The 15,662-nt window shown below is 71.3% G+C and carries 14 protein-coding genes; all 14 read right to left on the reverse strand.

Annotated features, from left to right (window positions below; genetic code table 11):
* Positions 1 to 18: 18 nt before the first annotated feature.
* Genes KAK07_RS01880 through KAK07_RS01945 form a run of 14 tightly spaced genes read right to left on the reverse strand, consistent with a single transcriptional unit; the run spans position 19 to position 15,660 of the window.
* Positions 19 to 1,329: an NAD(P)-binding domain-containing protein gene (locus KAK07_RS01880; protein WP_247660930.1), complete on the reverse strand. Its 1,311-nt coding sequence runs from the start codon at positions 1,327 to 1,329 to the stop codon at positions 19 to 21.
* 16 nt (positions 1,330 to 1,345) lie between these two features.
* Complete coding sequence (locus KAK07_RS01885; protein ID WP_210858685.1) at positions 1,346 to 2,560, reverse strand: c-type cytochrome biogenesis protein CcmI/CycH; 1,215 nt, start codon at positions 2,558 to 2,560, stop codon at positions 1,346 to 1,348.
* Positions 2,557 to 3,012, reverse strand: a complete 456-nt coding sequence (locus KAK07_RS01890; RefSeq protein WP_210852090.1) for a cytochrome c-type biogenesis protein — start codon at positions 3,010 to 3,012, stop codon at positions 2,557 to 2,559. The genes KAK07_RS01885 and KAK07_RS01890 overlap by 4 nt, the downstream gene beginning before the upstream one ends.
* The gene (locus tag KAK07_RS01895; RefSeq protein WP_210852091.1) at positions 3,005 to 3,535 is read right to left on the reverse strand and encodes a DsbE family thiol:disulfide interchange protein; all 531 of its coding nucleotides are present in this window, start codon (positions 3,533 to 3,535) and stop codon (positions 3,005 to 3,007) included. The genes KAK07_RS01890 and KAK07_RS01895 overlap by 8 nt, the downstream gene beginning before the upstream one ends.
* A complete protein-coding gene (locus tag KAK07_RS01900) occupies positions 3,532 to 5,520 on the reverse strand; it encodes a heme lyase CcmF/NrfE family subunit (protein WP_210858687.1) in 1,989 nt (662 codons plus the stop codon). The genes KAK07_RS01895 and KAK07_RS01900 overlap by 4 nt, the downstream gene beginning before the upstream one ends.
* The gene (gene ccmE, locus KAK07_RS01905) at positions 5,517 to 5,984 is read right to left on the reverse strand and encodes a cytochrome c maturation protein CcmE (protein WP_210852093.1); all 468 of its coding nucleotides are present in this window, start codon (positions 5,982 to 5,984) and stop codon (positions 5,517 to 5,519) included. The genes KAK07_RS01900 and ccmE overlap by 4 nt, the downstream gene beginning before the upstream one ends.
* The gene (gene ccmD / locus KAK07_RS01910; protein WP_210852094.1) at positions 5,981 to 6,145 is read right to left on the reverse strand and encodes a heme exporter protein CcmD; all 165 of its coding nucleotides are present in this window, start codon (positions 6,143 to 6,145) and stop codon (positions 5,981 to 5,983) included. Before ccmD ends, ccmE begins: the two co-directional genes overlap by 4 nt.
* A gap of 2 nt (positions 6,146 to 6,147) precedes the next feature.
* A complete protein-coding gene (ccmC, locus tag KAK07_RS01915) occupies positions 6,148 to 6,900 on the reverse strand; it encodes a heme ABC transporter permease CcmC (protein ID WP_210858696.1) in 753 nt (250 codons plus the stop codon).
* Positions 6,901 to 6,904: 4 nt separating this feature from the next.
* The gene (gene ccmB / locus KAK07_RS01920) at positions 6,905 to 7,561 is read right to left on the reverse strand and encodes a heme exporter protein CcmB (RefSeq protein WP_210852096.1); all 657 of its coding nucleotides are present in this window, start codon (positions 7,559 to 7,561) and stop codon (positions 6,905 to 6,907) included.
* Positions 7,558 to 8,163, reverse strand: a complete 606-nt coding sequence (gene ccmA, locus KAK07_RS01925) for a heme ABC exporter ATP-binding protein CcmA (protein ID WP_210858698.1) — start codon at positions 8,161 to 8,163, stop codon at positions 7,558 to 7,560. Before ccmA ends, ccmB begins: the two co-directional genes overlap by 4 nt.
* The gene (locus KAK07_RS01930; RefSeq protein WP_210858700.1) at positions 8,153 to 10,345 is read right to left on the reverse strand and encodes a tetratricopeptide repeat protein; all 2,193 of its coding nucleotides are present in this window, start codon (positions 10,343 to 10,345) and stop codon (positions 8,153 to 8,155) included. Before KAK07_RS01930 ends, ccmA begins: the two co-directional genes overlap by 11 nt.
* Positions 10,346 to 10,358: 13 nt before the next feature.
* A complete protein-coding gene (locus tag KAK07_RS01935) occupies positions 10,359 to 12,416 on the reverse strand; it encodes a cytochrome c3 family protein (RefSeq protein ID WP_310740688.1) in 2,058 nt (685 codons plus the stop codon).
* On the reverse strand, positions 12,380 to 13,816 hold the full coding sequence (locus KAK07_RS01940; RefSeq protein WP_210858702.1) for a cytochrome c3 family protein: 1,437 nt from the start codon (positions 13,814 to 13,816) through the stop codon (positions 12,380 to 12,382). Before KAK07_RS01940 ends, KAK07_RS01935 begins: the two co-directional genes overlap by 37 nt.
* Entirely contained in the window at positions 13,813 to 15,660 is a 1,848-nt protein-coding gene (locus KAK07_RS01945; protein WP_210858704.1) for a cytochrome c3 family protein, read from the reverse strand. Before KAK07_RS01945 ends, KAK07_RS01940 begins: the two co-directional genes overlap by 4 nt.
* Positions 15,661 to 15,662: the final 2 nt, after the last annotated feature.

A 15,662-nucleotide genomic window follows, 5' to 3' on the forward strand; every position in this document is an offset into this window, starting at 1 on the left:
GCGCTGGCGGCAGCGCCCTCAGGCGCTGCCGTGCTTGGTCTCGAAGCGGATGCCGATCTCCTGCAGCAGCGGGGTTGGCAGCACGCCCCCGGCGCAGATGATCACCGCCTGGTTGTCCAAGGTACGGGTCATGCCGTCGGCGCGGCGCAGCAGCACCTCGCCGGGCGTGATGCGCTCGACCTGCGAGCCCAACTGCACGTCCACACGGCCCGCCTGCTGCAACGCGGCCAGCGTGTCGCGGTTCTTGGCCTTGACGCGTGAGAAGGCCTCGCCGCGGTAGCTCAGCGTCACCTGCGTGCCCGCTTCGCCGGCCAAGGCGATCGCCGCCTCCAGCGCACTGTCGCCGCCGCCCACCACCAGCACCGCCTGGCCGGCGTACTGCACCGGATCAACCAGCCGGTAGGCCACCTTGGGCAGGTCCTCGCCCGGCACGTCGAGCGTGCGCGGCGTGCCGCGCCGGCCGATGGCCAGCAGCACGCTGCGGGCGCGCCAGATGCGCCGGCCGGTCTGCACCTCGAAGCCGCCATCATCGAGCGCACGCACACCGGTCATGCGTTCGCCGTATTGCAGCGGCAACTGATGCTGCAGCGTCACGCCGTGCCAGAAGGCCAGCAGGTCCTCCTTGCTGATCTCGTTCATCTTCACCAGCCCCACCAGCGACAGCTTCACCGGCGCGGTCATCGCCACCTTCTGGCGCGGGTAGTGGAAGATCGAGCCGCCCAGCGAGTTTTCCTGCTCCAGGATCGCGAAGCGGTGGCCGCGCTCGAGCGCGGCCAGGCCGGCGCTCAGGCCGGCCGGCCCTGCGCCCACGATCAGCACATCCAGTTCGTCAGCGTCCACGGCCCGCGGTCGTCCGCCGGCGATGGCCTCCATCGCCTGGCGGCCCTGCTCGGCGGCCTTGCGGATCAGGCCCATGCCGCCCAGCTCGCCGGCGATGTAGATGCCCGGCACATTGGTCTGGAAGTCGGGTTGCAGCAGCGGGATGTCGACGCCGCGCCGCGCGGTGCCGAAGACCAGGCTGATCGCGTCGAAGGGACAGGCCGCGTGGCAGGCGCCGTGGCCGATGCAGGCCGAGGCGTTGATCAGCACCGCCTTGCCGCCGACGATGCCCAGCGCCCCCTCGGGACAGTCGCGCACGCAGGTGCCCGAGCCGATGCAGCGCGCCGGGTCCACCACCGGGTGCAGCGTGGCCGGCTCGTTCAGGCCGGCCGCCACGCTCTGCGCATGCGCCTGCGCGTCCAGGCGTTGCCGGCGCCGACGCCAGCCCAGATGCAGACCCACGGCCAGCAGCAGCACCACCGCATACGGTGCGATCAGGCTCAGACCCATGGCGACTCCGCGGGGCTCAGCGCACCTCGCGCTCGATGACGATGCGCAGCCCGCTGGCGCCGGGCGCCACGCTGGCGCTCAGGCCTTCCAGATCACCCGGCTGCGGCATCGCCTGGCCCGACTTGGACACGCGCGCTCCCACCACCACCGCAGGCGCGCCCGACAGCCGCGCGGCGGGGCTCATGGCCATCGAGTCGTCCAGCGTGAAGTCGGCCGGCAGGTCGCGCGCGCGCTTCTTCAGGATGGCCAGCGGCATGCGCGAGCCTTCGGCCGGGCGGGCGAAGATGAACACGGTGTCGTCCGGCGCGGCCTTGGCGGCCAGGGCCGCCGACAGCTCGACCCGGCCGCTGACCGAGGCGCCGGCCGCGGCCACCGGCGTGGCCGGCGCCGGCGACGCCTCGGCCGCTGGCAGTCCGGCGGCCTGACGGGCCTCGGCCAGCGCGCTCTGCAGCTGCTTGACCAGGTCGGAGTCCGGCGGGCCCACCTTGACCGCGCGTTCCCAGTGGCGCACCGCGGTCTTGAGGTCGCCGTTGTCGAAGGCCAGCGAGCCGGCCAGGGCCAGCGCCTTCAGGTTGTCGGGCTCGGCCTTCAGGGCGGCGGCGATCAGCTGGGTCGGCTCGCCCTGGAAGCTGCGGCCATTGACCATGGCCAGCGCGTCAGCCAGGTCGGCCAGCGCCTGGCCATTGGCGGGCTGCAGGGCCAGCACCTTGCGGTAGGCCGGCACGGCTTCGCTGAAGCGGCCCAGCACCGAATACGAGCGACCCAGCATCAGCCAGCCTTCGGCATCGTCCGGCTTGGCCTTCAGGCGTTCGGTCAGCGACGCGAGCATGTCCTCGATCTGCTGCGTGCCCATGGCGTGCGGCGCCTGGCCCGGCGCGGCGCCGGTCTCGGCCGGGGCCGCCGCCGGGCTGCCCGGCTGAACCGACCAGCCCGGCAGGTTGCCGCGCCAGGCGTACATCGCGGCGCCGAACAGCAGCACGAAACCGGCCATCGCCAGCGCGGTGCGGCGGCTGACCCGCGGTGCAGCGGGGGTGGGGGCGGCTGGCGCTGCCGCAGTGGCCGCGGGGGCCGGGGTCGCCGCGGCCGGGCTGGCCATCACGGCGTCCACCAGGCGGCGTTCAAGCTCGGCCCGGGCGGTGGCGGCCGCCTCGGGGGACAGGGCGCCGCTGGTGGCCAGGGCGTCGATTTGCCGCAGCTGGTCTTTCAGCGCGGCGATGGCATCAGTGGTCATGATCGGGGCAATTCACTCTGGCCCTCGTCGGGCGTCTCGGGGTCGAAGGCCTCGTCGGGCAGGCGGGCGCGGCGGCGCAGCAGCCAGCCCAGGCCCAGCAGGGCGCCCAGGCTCAGCAGCGCCGGCCCGCCCCACAGCAGCGCGGTGCGGGCGTTCAGCGGCGGCTTGTAGAGCACGAAGTCGCCATAGCGGTCGGTCATGAAGCTGCGCACCTGCTCGTCGGTCTTGCCGGCGGCCAGCTGCTCGCGGATCTGCTGGCGCAGGTCCACGGCCAGGCCGGCATGCGAGTCGGCCACGGTCTGGTTCTGGCAGACCAGGCAGCGCAGCTCGGTGGCGATCGCCATCATCCGCGCCTCCAGCGCCGGGTCGTCAGCCACCGAGCGGGCTTCACCCGCCCAGGCGTTCAGGGTGGCGGCCAGCAGCGCGCTGGCGATGAGCAGTCGTCTAGCCATTGAGTTGCTTCAGCAGCGGTTCGATCTTGTCGCGCAGGACCTCGGGCGTGACCGGGCCGATGTGCTTCATGCGCACCACGCCCTGGGCGTCGATGACGAAGGTCTCGGGAACGCCGTAGACGCCATAGTCCAGGCCGATGCGGCCGTCGGGGTCGAAGATCGAGGTGGTGTAGGGGTTGCCCAGCTGGCGCAGCCACTGCAGGCCGTCGGCGCGCTGGTCCTTGTAGTTCAGGCCGATCAGCTTGACCGTCTGGCCCGGTCGGCGCGACCACTCGACCAGCACCGGGTGCTCGTCGCGGCAGGCGCCGCACCAGCTGGCCCAGACATTGAGCACCCAGGCACGACCCAGCAGGTCTTCGCGGCTGATGCGCTGCTGCGCGTCGGCCAGCGTGGGCGCCGCGAACGGCGGGGCCGACTTGCCGACCAGCGGCGACGGCACCTCGCGCGGGTCGCGCGACAGGCCGACGAACAGGAAACCGGCCAGCACCAGGAACAGCGCCAGCGGAATAAGCAGCTTCTTCATGCCGGGGCTCCCTGCGCTGCGCTGGCCGCGCTGGCCGTGCTGGTGGCGCGGCGCGCGCTGCGGTAGCGGCGGTCGCTGACGGCCAGCGCGCCGCCCAGCGACATCAGCACGCAGCCCAGCCAGATCCAGGTGATCATCGGCTTGTGCTGCACGCGCAGTGTCCAGGCGCCGTCGGGCAGGGCCTCGCCCATCGAGACATACAGGTCGCGCGCCAGGTTGGTGTCGATCGCGGCCTCGGTCATCGGATTGCTCTGCACGCGGTAGATGCGTTTTTGCGGCGTCAGCGTGGCCACCACGGCGCCGTTGCGGGTGACCTCGACCGTGCCCTGCATCGCGCGGTAGTTGGGGCCGGGCACCTCGTCCAGCGACTTCAGCGTGAACTGGTAGCCACCGACCTGGGTGCTGTCGCCGGGCATCATGCGCACGTCGCGCTCGGTCTCGTGGGTGCGCACCACCGTCACGCCCAGGATGAAGGCCGCCACGCCCAGGTGGGCCAGCAGCATGCCGCCCTGTGCGCGGCCGATCTGCCGCAGCGCCTGCATCGCCCGGCCGGCGCGGGCGGCCGGCAGCAGGCGCTCAGCCAGGTCGGTCAGCACGCCGGCAGCGACCCAGTAGGCCATCAGGTAGCCCAGCACCGAGCCGAAGGAGGCGCGCCCCGCCAGCACCGCCGTGGCGGCGGCGGCCAGCACCGTGACCACGGCCGCCCAGCGCACGCGGCGCGCCAGTGACGGGATCTCGTCGCCCTTCCAGCGCGCCAGCGGGCCCACGCCCAGCAGGAAGATCATCGGCGCCATCAGGCCGGTGAAGACCTGGTCGAAGTAGGGCGGGCCCACCGAGATCTTGCCCAGGCCCATCGCATCCAGGAACAGCGGGTAGAGCGTGCCCAGCAGCACCGCGCCGCAGGCGGCCGCGAACAGCATGTTGTTGGCCAGCAGCGCGGCCTCCTTGGACACCGCGGCAAAGCGCTGGCCCAGGCCCACGTGGCTGGCGCGCCAGGCGTAGAGCAGCAGCGACGCGCCCACCACGATCACCAGGAAGCCCAGGATGAACAGGCCGCGGCGCGGGTCGGTGGCGAAGGCATGCACGCTGGACAGCACGCCCGAGCGGACCAGGAAGGTGCCCAGCAGCGACAGCGAGAACGCGACGATGGCCAGCAGCACCGTCCAGGCCTTGAAGCTGCCGCGCTTCTCGGTCACCGCCAGCGAGTGGATCAGCGCCGTGCCCAGCAGCCAGGGCATGAAGGAGGCGTTCTCCACCGGGTCCCAGAACCACCAGCCGCCCCAGCCCAGCTCATAGTAGGCCCAGGCGCTGCCCAGCGCGATGCCCAGGGTCAGGAAGATCCAGGCCGCCACCGTCCAGGGGCGCGACCAGCGCGCCCAGGTGGCGTCCAGGTGGCCGCCGATCAGCGCCGCGATCGCGAAGGCATAGGCCACCGAGAAGCCCACGTAGCCCATGTAGAGCATCGGCGGGTGGAAGACCATGCCCGGGTCCTGCAGCAGCGGGTTCAGGTCGCGGCCGTCCGGGGCGGCGGGAATCAGGCGATCAAAGGGGTTGGAGGTGAACAGCGTGAAGGCCAGGAAGCCCACGCCGATCCAGCCCATCAGCGCCAGCACGCGCGCCATCACGGCCTCGGGCAGCGAGCGTGAGAACGCCGCCACCGCGAGCGACCACACCGACAGCATGCCCACCCACAGCAGCAGCGAGCCCTCGTGGCCGCCCCAGACGCCGGCCAGCCGGTAGGCCAGCGGCAGGGCCGAGTTCGAATTGGTGGCCACGTACAGCACCGAGAAGTCGTGCCGCACGAACGACGCCGCCAGACAGCCCAGCGCGATGAACACCAACAGGGCCTGCCAGGCCGCCAGCGGACGGCCCAGGGCCATCCAGTCAGCGCGGCCGCGCTGCGCGCCCATCAGCGGCATCACGCCTTGCAGCAGGGCCACGCCCAGCGCCAGGATCAGGGCCAGGTGGCCGAGTTCAGGGATCACTTCGGGCCTCCTTGGGGCACCACCAGCGTCTCGCTGGGGGCCGGCGCCTGGCCGGCCTTCTTCAGGGCTTCAGCCGCCTCGGGCGGCATGTAGTTCTCGTCGTGCTTGGCCAGCACTTCCTTGGCCATGAAGCCGCCGTCCGGGCCCAGCGTGCCCTGCGCGACCACGCCCTTGCCCTCCTTGAAGAGGTCGGGCAGCGTGCCGTCGAAGCGCACCGGCACCTCGCGCACCGTGTCGGTGACGACGAACTGGGCGGTGATGCCCTCGCGGCTGACGCTGCCGGCCTTGACCAGGCCGCCCAGGCGGAAGGTGCGCTCCTTCGGCGCCTCGCCCGCGGCGATCTGGCTGGGCGTGTAGAAGAACACCATGTTGCTGCGGAAGGCATTCAGCACCAGCGCCGCGATGCCCGCCAGCGCCAGCAGCACCACGCCGATGATGGTGAATCGCTTCTGGCGCGGCGTCATGCCTCAGCCCCTTCGCGTGCGGCAGCGCGGGCACGGGCCAGGCGCCGCCGCGAGGTGATCGCATCCACCGCCATCACCAGCACGGTGAAGGCATAGGCGCCCCAGACAAAGCGGCCATGACCGCCCATGGCCAGGAAGGCGTCCAGTGAGTCCCACTGCATTCTCAGGATTCCTCGGTGTGTCGGTAGCGCTGGGCCACCCAGTCGGATTCGGATTCAAGCTCCAGCACCAGCGCACGGGCGCGGCTGAAGATCACGGCGAAGGCGAAGGCCCAGAAGGCGATCGTCATCAGGCCCATGGCCTGCAACATCGTCTGCGCCATCTTCGGGGCCGCCGTCATGCTGACAGAGGCGCCCTGGTGCAGCGTGTTCCACCAGCGTACCGAAAAATAGATGATGGGCACATTAAGAGCCCCTACCAGCGACAGCAGCGCGCCGGCCTGGGCCGAGCGGCGCGGGTCGTCGATCGCCTCGACCAGCGCGATGTAGCCCAGGTAGAGCAGCAGCAGGATCAGCTCCGAGGTCAGCCGCGCATCCCACACCCACCAGGTGCCCCAGGTGGGCTGGCCCCACAGCGCACCGGTGACCAGGGCCACCGCGGTGAACATCGCCCCGGTGGGCGCGATGGCGCGCGCCAGCGTGCTGCCCATGCGGGCGTTCAGGCCCCAGCCCAGCGCGCTCCAGAAGGCGATCGCCAGGTACAGCAGCATGCTCATCCAGGCGGCGGGCACGTGGATGAAGATGATGCGGTAGGCCTCGCCCTGCTGGAAGTCGGTGGGGGCGACGAAGAAGCCCATCCACAGACCCGCCAGGCCGGTGAGGGCGGCCACCGCCCAGCACCAGGGCGTGGCGGCGGCGGCCAGCGCATCGAAGCGCGACGGGGCGGCGAAGGTGGTCCAGCGCAGGGGAGCGTTCATGGCGTCATTCAACAGCGATGCGCAGTGCAGCGGCGGTGGCCGGCGGCGCCACCAGGGTGGTCAGGATCAGCAGCGCGCCCAGCAGCGACAAAGGCGCCTGCGCCGACTCGCCATGCTGCGCCGCCACCACCGCGCCACTGCCGAAGATCAGCGCCGGCACCGCCAGCGGCAGCACCAGCAGGAAGACCAGCGTGGCGCCGTTGCGCAGGCCCAGCGTCAGCGCGCCGCCCAGGGCGCCCAGCAGGCTCAGCACCGGCGTGCCCAGCAGCAGCGCCAGCGCCAGCATGCCCGAGGTGGCGGCGTCCAGGTTGAACAGCAGCCCGGCCAGCGGCGCCAGCAGCACCAGTGGCGCGCCGCCCTGCAGCCAGTGCGCCAGCACGCGCACGGCGACCAGGCCGGGCAGCCAGTGGCGGCCGATCAGCATCTGCTCCAGCGTGCCGTCCTGCCAGTCGCCGGTGAACAGCGTGCCCACCGACAGCATCATCGCCAGCAGCGCGCACACCCACACCACGCCCGGCGCGATGCGCGAGAGCAGCGCTGCATCGGCCCCCACGCCCAGCGGGAACAGCGCCAGCGCGGCGATGAAGAAGGCCAGCGGCAGCAGCCACTGCCCGGGCGATCGGGCGGCCAGCAGCAGGTCACGGCGCAGCAGGTCGATCATGAGACAGCGGCGGACAGGTCCAGCGTCTCCAGACCCGGCAGATGCACCGCCTGGTGGCTGGTCAGCACCACGGCGCCGCCAGCCTGGCGGTGGTCCTGCAGCACCTGGTCGAGCAGGGCGCAGGCCTCGCGGTCGAGGGCGTCGTAGGGTTCGTCGAGCAGCCAGATCCGGGCCTCGCCCAGCCACAGACGCGCCAGCGCCAGCTTGCGCCGCTGGCCCTGCGAGAGCTTGCGCACCGGGAACGCCAGGCGCCGGCCCAGGCCCACCCGCTCGAGCACGGCGCGCAGCCGGGCGTCCTCGGGCACCGGGCCGTGCAGGCTGCACAGGAAGCGCAGGGCCTCGCCCACGTTCAGTTCGTCCTTCAGCGCATTGCTGTGGCCCAGGTAGGCCACGGGCGCCTGGCGGTCGATGCGACCCGAGGCCGCCGGCGCCAGACCGGCCAGCAGGCGCAGCAGGCTGGTCTTGCCGCTGCCGTTGGCACCCCGGAGCCACAGGGCCTGGCCCGCGCGCAGCCGCAGGCCCACGCCACTGAAGACACGCCGGCCGCCCCGGCGGCAGCCGAGGTCGGTGGCGGTCAGCAGGTCTGCATCGTCAGAGGTCAAGCCGGTAACCCAGGTAATAGAACACGCGTGTCGAGTTGTCGTTCAGTGTCGGGCTGGTGGTCTTGCTGGATTCGGCGCTGACCTCGCCCTCGATGACCCATTTCTCGCCGCCGCGCCAGGCCAGCCGCAGGCCCGGGCTCCAGCGCAGGGTCTTCACGCCGCCGGTGCCATTGTCACCGTAGATGCGCAGCGACGGCTCCAGCTGCAGCCGCGCCATGGGCACCGACATGTTGTTGTAGCTCAGCTGCCAGCCGTTGTGACCGGGCTGCTTGAACAGCGTCAGGCTGGCCACGTGGGTGTCGCGCTCGGAGTAGAGGTTGGTGCCGATCAGCTGCAGGCTGCCCGACAGGATGTTGCCCGAGGCCGGGCTGCCGGGGTAGTTGATCGAGGGCACCGGCGCGATCGCGCCAACGCTGGTCAGGCGGATGTCGGCGCCCACCTGCCACTGCGGCGTGACCGGGTGGGTCACGCCCACCAGGCCCTGCTTGGAGTAGGCGGTCGTGGCCGCCACCGAGTGGCGCAGCTCGCTCAGGCTGCGGTAGGCCAGCAGGTCGGACAGGCGCCGCGGCAGCGCGCGGCTGGGGTCGGCGAAGAACAGCGCGTTGCCCAGCATCAGCAGCGGCACGGCGCGGTAGTCGGCCAGGATGTTGAGGGTGGTGCCGCCCGACAGCGTGGCCGTGCCCTGCAGCGAGGCCACGTTGGTGCCACGCAGCGTCAGGTCGTATTCATACTGGCTGAAGACCGAGGTGGCCCCTTCGAACCAGCGCATGTCCAGGCCCATGGCGCGGCGATCGACCTCGCCGTCGATCTGCTGCTGCATCACGTAGAGGCTGGCGCCGAGGTTCTCGGTCAGCGCCTCGGCGTCCAGCGAGAGGCCGCCGAAGTAGCGCCGCGTGTCGAGCAGGTCGTCGGTGGGCTGGCCGGCGACGGCGCCGATCTTCCACTTCGGCTTGAAGGTCCAGCTGCCCTGGATGCCGTCGAAGCGGCCCAGCACGCCACCGCCCAGACCGCTTTGCCGACCCACCCGGGCCTGCAGGCCGGGGCCGGCCTCCTTCCAGTCGACATAGGCCGCGGTCAGGCGGTTGCGCGACGGCCGGCCGGGCATCATTTCGTAGGTGTGGTTGTCGCGGAAGGCGGCGCGCAGGTCGCGCTCGGCGTCGCGCTGGCGCCAGTTCAGGTCGATCGACGACGAGACCTGCTTCTGGTCGGTGCCCGACAGCGTGGTGTCGGAAATGATCTTGGGCAGCTGGCCCTCGAGCGGCGTGTCCTTGAGCTGGGTCTGGGTCTGCGAGGCACCACCGTAGAAGTACTGCGACCACGAGCCGCTGAGCTGGCTGGTGGCGGCGCGGCGCGCGGCGTCGGCCGGCTCGGCCTGCGCCAGGGTGGGTGCCGGAGCGCTGCCGCCGCCCAGTTCGGCCAGCAGGCCGCGCATCCGGGGCACGCCGTTGCCCGAGGGGTAGAGCTGCAGGTACAGCTCGGCCTCGCGCTGCGCGCCGGCACGGTCGCCCTTGGCCAGACGCGCCGCGGCGATCGCCTCCTGGGCCTCGGGGGTGCGGGCGTTGGGTGGCAGGTTCAGGGCTTCGTTGAGCTGCTCGATCGCCAGATCCGGCTCGCCCCGCGTCAGCGATTCGCGGGCCAGTCCGATCAGCTGGCCGGCCCGGGCGGTGACCTCGGCGTCGCTGGGCGTGCCGATGACCGGCGCCGGCTCGATCAGGGCCGAGGAGGCGCTGCTGAGCGCCTCGCCCTGGCCTTCGAGCACCACATCGATCGAGCGGTTGTCGCGGCCGGCGCGCGCGCGCAGGCGCACGCCCTTGTCGATGCGCACGACGAGCTTGCGGTTGGTCAGCTCGCGCGCCGTGCCGTCCTCGGTGACGACGACGCGCGGCAGCGCACCGGCCTGCAGCTGACGCCGCTCGCCGTCGATGAAGTTGGGCTGCTCGCGGGCGGTCACCACGTCGTAGTAGATCTGCACCAGGTCATCGCCGCCCGAGGCCACGCTGCGGCGGAACTGCACCTGCACCGTCATGCGGATCGTCATCACCGCGTCCTTGCCCTCGCGGCGCAAGGCCAGCTCGTCGATGACCTGGGCCTGCACGGCGGGTGCGCCCAGGGCGCCCAGCGCGGTCAGGGCGGCCAGGGCCAGCGGTCGGTGCAGTCGGCGGGTGGGGTGGTGGTGGGTCATGTGTCGGGCCTCCTCAGTCCCATTCGGTATACGTGCTGCCCTTGCCGCCCAGGGGCTTGTGGCAGCCGGATTCGGAGCAGTCGAGCGGGGTCTTGCCCTTGGCCTCGTGGGTCAGCGACTTGCGCTCCATGTTCCCCAGGTAGCTGGTCCCGCTGGCGTGGCAGGCCTTGCACCAGCCCGCGCCGCCACCCAGGCTGCCGTTGTGGTTCATGCGCATCGTTCCCCAGCTGGCGGTGCTGTTGTGGCAGGCCTTGCAGTCCATGGCCGCGCCGTTGAGCAGCTGGGTCTCGGGGATGTGGTTGGTCGGCTTGGCCTGCAGGCCCTGGCTCACGTAGCTGCTGATGTGGCAGCCCTTGCAGGTCTGGCTGGCCACGGCCGAGTGGTTCATCGTCACCGAGGTGCCGAAGCTCACCTGCGAGCGGTGGCAGGCGTCGCACTTGGCCGTGGGCACGGTCACCGGGATGTGGGTGGCCGGCTTGCCGCGCGCGACGGTGCCGTTGTGGCAGTTGTCGCAGGTGCCCGAGCCGATCTGGTCGGTGGCCGAGTGGCGGTACTGCACGTTGTTCCAGCTGGACGTGGAGCGGTGGCAGTCCTCGCAGACGCTCACGCCGTTGTGCACCGGGGTGGCGGGCTTGCCCACCGCGCCCAGGTAGCTGCCGGTGTGGCAGGTCCCGCACTGCGTGCTGAGGCTGTAGTAGGCGTGGATGCGGCCCGGATTCCAGCTGGCGTAGCCACCCTTGTGGCAGGCGTCGCAGTTGGCCGAGGCCATCACCGCGATCTGCTGGTAGGGCACGTGGTTGGTCGGCTTGCCGTCGGCCGGCGGGTAGCGGCCGGTGTGGCAGCTGGCGCACTGCGCGGTGACCACGGTCTGGGTGTGGTTCCACTTGCTGGGCTTGAAGGCCGTGACGGTGTGGCAGGCCCAGCAGTTGGTGTTGCCCACCGGGATGTGGTTGGCGCCCTTGCCGATGGCCTGGCTGCCGTTGTGGCAGCCGCCGCAGTTGGTGGTGGCGCCGAAGCCGCTGTGGTCGGGCTTGCCAGTGGTGGCCCAGCTGCCGGTGCTGTGGCAGTCCTCGCACTTGGTCACGCCGTTGTGCACCGGGGTGGCCGGCTTGCCCACCGCACCCAGGTAGCTGCCGGTGTGGCAGGTGCTGCACAGGCTGCTGACGTTGAAGTACAGGTGGAAGCGGCCGGGGTTCCAGCTGTTGTAGCCGGCCTTGTGGCAGGCATCGCAGTTGGCGCTGGCCGAGGGCGGGATCAGCTGATAGGGCACGTGCGTGCCCGGCTTGCCCTCGGCCGGCGGGTAGCCGCCGGTGTGGCAGGTGGCGCACTGGGCGGTGACCACCACCTGGGTGTGGTTCCACTTGCTGGGCTTGAAGGCGGTGACCGTGTGGCAGGCCCAGCAGTTGGTCAGGCCCACCGGGATGTGCTGGGCGCCCTTGCCGATCGCCTGGCTGCCGTTGTGGCAGTTGGCGCAGTTGGTGGTGCTGCCGTAGGTCGAGTGGTCCGGCTTGCCATTGCTGTCCCAACTGCCGGTCTTGTGGCAGTCCTCGCACTTGGTCACGCCGTTGTGGATCGGCGTGGCCGGCTTGCCCACGGCGCCCAGGTAGCCGCCGGTGTGGCAGGTGCTGCACTGGCTGGTGACGTTGTAGTAGGCGTGGAAGCGACCCGGGTCCCAGCTGCCGTAGCCGGCCTTGTGGCAGGCGTCGCAGTTGGCGCTGGCCGACACGCTGACCTGCTGGTAGGGCACGTGGTTGCCCGGCTTGCCGTCGGCCGGCGGGTAGCGGCCGGTGTGGCAGCTGGCGCATTGCGCGGTGACCACGGTCTGGGTGTGGTTCCACTTGCTGGGGCGCCAGCTGCTGACACTGTGGCAGCTGAAGCAGTTGGTGGCGCCCACCGGGATGTGGCTGGGGCCCTTGTCGCTGGCCTGGCTGCCGTTGTGGCAGTTGGCGCAGGTGGTGGAGGCGCCGAAGCCGCTGTGGTCGGGCTTGCCGTTGCTGGCCCAGCTGCTGGTGCTGTGGCAGCCTTCGCAGTTGCTCACGCCGTTGTGCACGGGGGTGGCGGGCTTGCCCACCGCGCCCAGGTAGCTGCCGGTGTGGCAGGCGCTGCACTGGCTGCTGACGTTGTAGTAGGCGTGGAAGCGGCCCGGGTCCCAGCTGCCGTAGCCGGCCTTGTGGCAGGCGTCGCAGTTGGCGCTGGCCGACACGCTGACCTGCTGGTAGGGCACGTGGTTGCCCGGCTTGCCGTCGGCCGGCGGGTAGCGGCCGGTGTGGCAGCTGGCGCACTGCGCGGTGACCACGGTCTGGGTGTGGTCGGCTTGCCGTCGGCCGGCGGGTAGCGGCCGGTGTGGCAGCTGGCGCACTGCGCGGTGACCACGGTCTGGGTGTGGTTCCACTTGCTGGGCTTCCAGGTGCCGGTGCTGTGGCAGCTGAAGCAGTTGGTGCTGCCCACCGGGATGTGACTGGCGCCCTTGTCACTGGCGGTGCTGCCGTTGTGGCAGCTGGCGCAGTTGGTGGTGGCGCCAAAGCCCGAGTGGTCGACCTTGGACACCGACCAGTTGCCGCTGCTGTGGCAGGCCTCGCAGGGCGCGGTGGTGGCGATGTGGTTGCCGGGCTTGCCGGGGGCCGACGCGTAGCTGCCGTTGTGGCAGGTGGCGCACTGGCCCGTGGGGCTGAAGCTGGCATGGAAGCGCGCGCCGCTCCAGCTGGCATAGCCGCTCTTGTGGCAGGCGTCGCAGTTGGCGCTGGCCGAGACGCTGACCTGCTGGTAGGGCAGGTGATTGGACGACCTGCCGTCCGCCGGCGGATAGCTGCCGTTGTGGCAGCTGGCGCACTGGGCCGCGACCGGCTGCTGGGTGTGGTTCCAGCGCGAGGGCTTCCAGCTGCCGGTGCCGTGGCAGCTCAGGCAGTTGGCGCTGCCGCTGGGGATGTGGTTGGTCGATTTGCCGCTCGCCTGGCGACCGTTGTGGCAGCTGGCGCAGTCGGTGGCCGAGGTGTAGCCGCTGTGGTCGGGCCGTGCGCCCGCCCAGGTGGCGGTGATGTGGCAGCTGTCGCAGCTGGCGTTGGTGGCCAGGTGGCCCGCGTTCTTGCCGGTGGCGGTGACGCCGTTGTGGCAGCTGGCGCAGGTGCCGGCCGCGGTGCCTGCATGGTCGAAGCGGGCGTTGTCGAAGCTGCGGGTACTGTGGCAGCTGTCGCAGCGCTGGGTGGTCTGCACGTGCTGCGTCGACTTGACCACGTTGTTGCGCGACCAGTTGCTGCCGCTGGTGTGGCAGGTCGCGCAGTCGCGCGGCGTGCCCTTGAGCTGCCCATTGAGGTGACAGGACTCGCAGCGCACGTTCGCATGGGCGCCCTGCAGCGCGAAGCCGGTGCTCAGGTGATCAAAGTCCTTGCGGCCGGTCTGGGCCGCCACCGGCGACGCGGCAAGCAGCCCGGCCCACAGCAGCAGCAGGCAGAGCAATCGGTGCAGCAGGCTCATCGTGGCACTCCCGAGGCAGGGCTGGGTGACGGGGATGTGGGGCGGCGCGCCAGCAGTTCGCGCCAGCCGCTGGTCTGGTGGCAGGTCTCGCAACGCAGGCCGAAGCCGCCGTCATGGACGTCGTCGCCGCGGTGGCAGGACTGGCAGCTGTCGCCCAGCGGCGCGGTCTTGCGCCCGGCCGGCGCCGGCGCGCGGTGGCAGGCCTCGCAGGTCAGCGGCTGGTGCTTGCCGGTCAGCGGGTAGCGGGTCTGACGGGTGTGGTCGAACTGCGCCAGCTTCCAGTGGCGCGCGTTGTGGCAGCTCTCGCAGGCCGGGCCCTGGGCACCCTTGTGGCGGTCGTCGGCGCGGTGGCAGCCCAGGCAGTCGCGCGGTGCATCGCGGTAGCGCAGCGTCTTGTGGCAGGCACCGCACTCGACCTTCACGTGGGCACCCAGCAGCGCGAAGCGGGCCAGCTTGTGGTCGTAGGGCGCGTCCTTCCAGCGGCGGTCGTTGTGACAGCTCTCGCAGACCGTTCCCAGCTGGCCCTCGTGCTTGTCGTCCTTGCGGTGGCAGCCGATGCAGTCGCGCGGCGTGTCCCGGTAGTGCTTCAGGTCCTGGTGGCAATCGGCGCAGCGGACCTTGGCGGCGGCGTGGGCGCCGCGCAGCGTGAAGCGGGCGACATCGTGGTCGAAGCGCGGGATCTTCCAGCTGCGCTCGCCGTGGCAGGCCGCACAGGCCTCGCCGACGTTGCCGGCATGCTTGTCGTCCTGACGGTGGCAGCCGATGCAGCTGCGCGGCGCGTCGCGGTAGACCGGTGTGCCCTTGGGTCCTGGCTTGTGGCAGGCCTCGCACTTCGCATCGGCGTGCTTGCCCAGCAGCGGGAAGCGGGCGCGGTCGTGGTCGAAGCGGCCGGTCTGCTTCCAGTCGTTCTCCTGGTGGCAGGCGGCGCACTCGGTGCCCAGGCTGCCCTGGTGCTTGTCGTCCTTGCGGTGGCAGGACAGGCAGTCGGTGGCGGTCTTCTCGCGGTACAGCGCGCCGGTGTGGCAGCTGTCGCAGCGCACCGCACGGTGCTTGCCGCGCAGCGGGTAGCGGGTCTCGCTGTCGTGGTTGAAGCTGATGGTTTTCCAGGACTTCTCGCCGTGGCAGCTCTCGCACTTCTCGCCGTAGCGGCCCTTGTGCTTGTCGTCGGCCTTGTGGCAGCCCACGCAGGTGGTGGGCACGCCGGCGTACTTCGCCTTGGGGTGGCAATCGGCGCAGGCCACGTCCGCGTGCTTGCCCTTGAGCGCGAAGCTGGTGGTCGCGTGGTCGAAGCGGGCCTCTTTCCAGTTATTCTCGGTGTGGCAGTCGGCGCACTTCGTGCCCAGCGAGCCCTTGTGAACATCGTCCTTGCGATGGCACGCCTGGCAGTCCTGCGGTGCCTCGGCCCAGCGCTTGCCGGGCAGATGGCACTTGGCGCACTCGACCTGGGCATGGGCCTGGCGCAGCACCCAGTCCGTCTCGCGGTGGTCGAAGGCCTTGGTGTCAAGCTGCACGATGCGCGCCTCGCGGCCCTTGTGGTCGGTGTGGCAGCTGCGGCAGGCCTGGGGCTTCTGGCGCCCGTGGAAGCCGGTCTTCTGGCGCAGGTCCTGGCCGATCGGCTTGTGGCAATCGGCGCACAAGCGGTCCTGCGCCGCGCGGTCGAAGCGCACGTGGCAGCTGGCGCAGTCGTCCTGCCACTTGGCGTGCGACTGGGTCAGCACCCCCGGCGACAGCGCCGACTCCAGCGACTGCGCCGCCGCCGGTGTCAGCAGCGCCAGCCACAGCGCGGCCACAGCGGCGAACAGGCGCCACAGCCACGGGTAGGGGCGGGACAGGCATCGCGGCATCC

Source organism: Ideonella alba, assembly GCF_018069875.1.
Classification (GTDB): Bacteria; Pseudomonadota; Gammaproteobacteria; order Burkholderiales; family Burkholderiaceae_C; genus Ideonella; species Ideonella alba.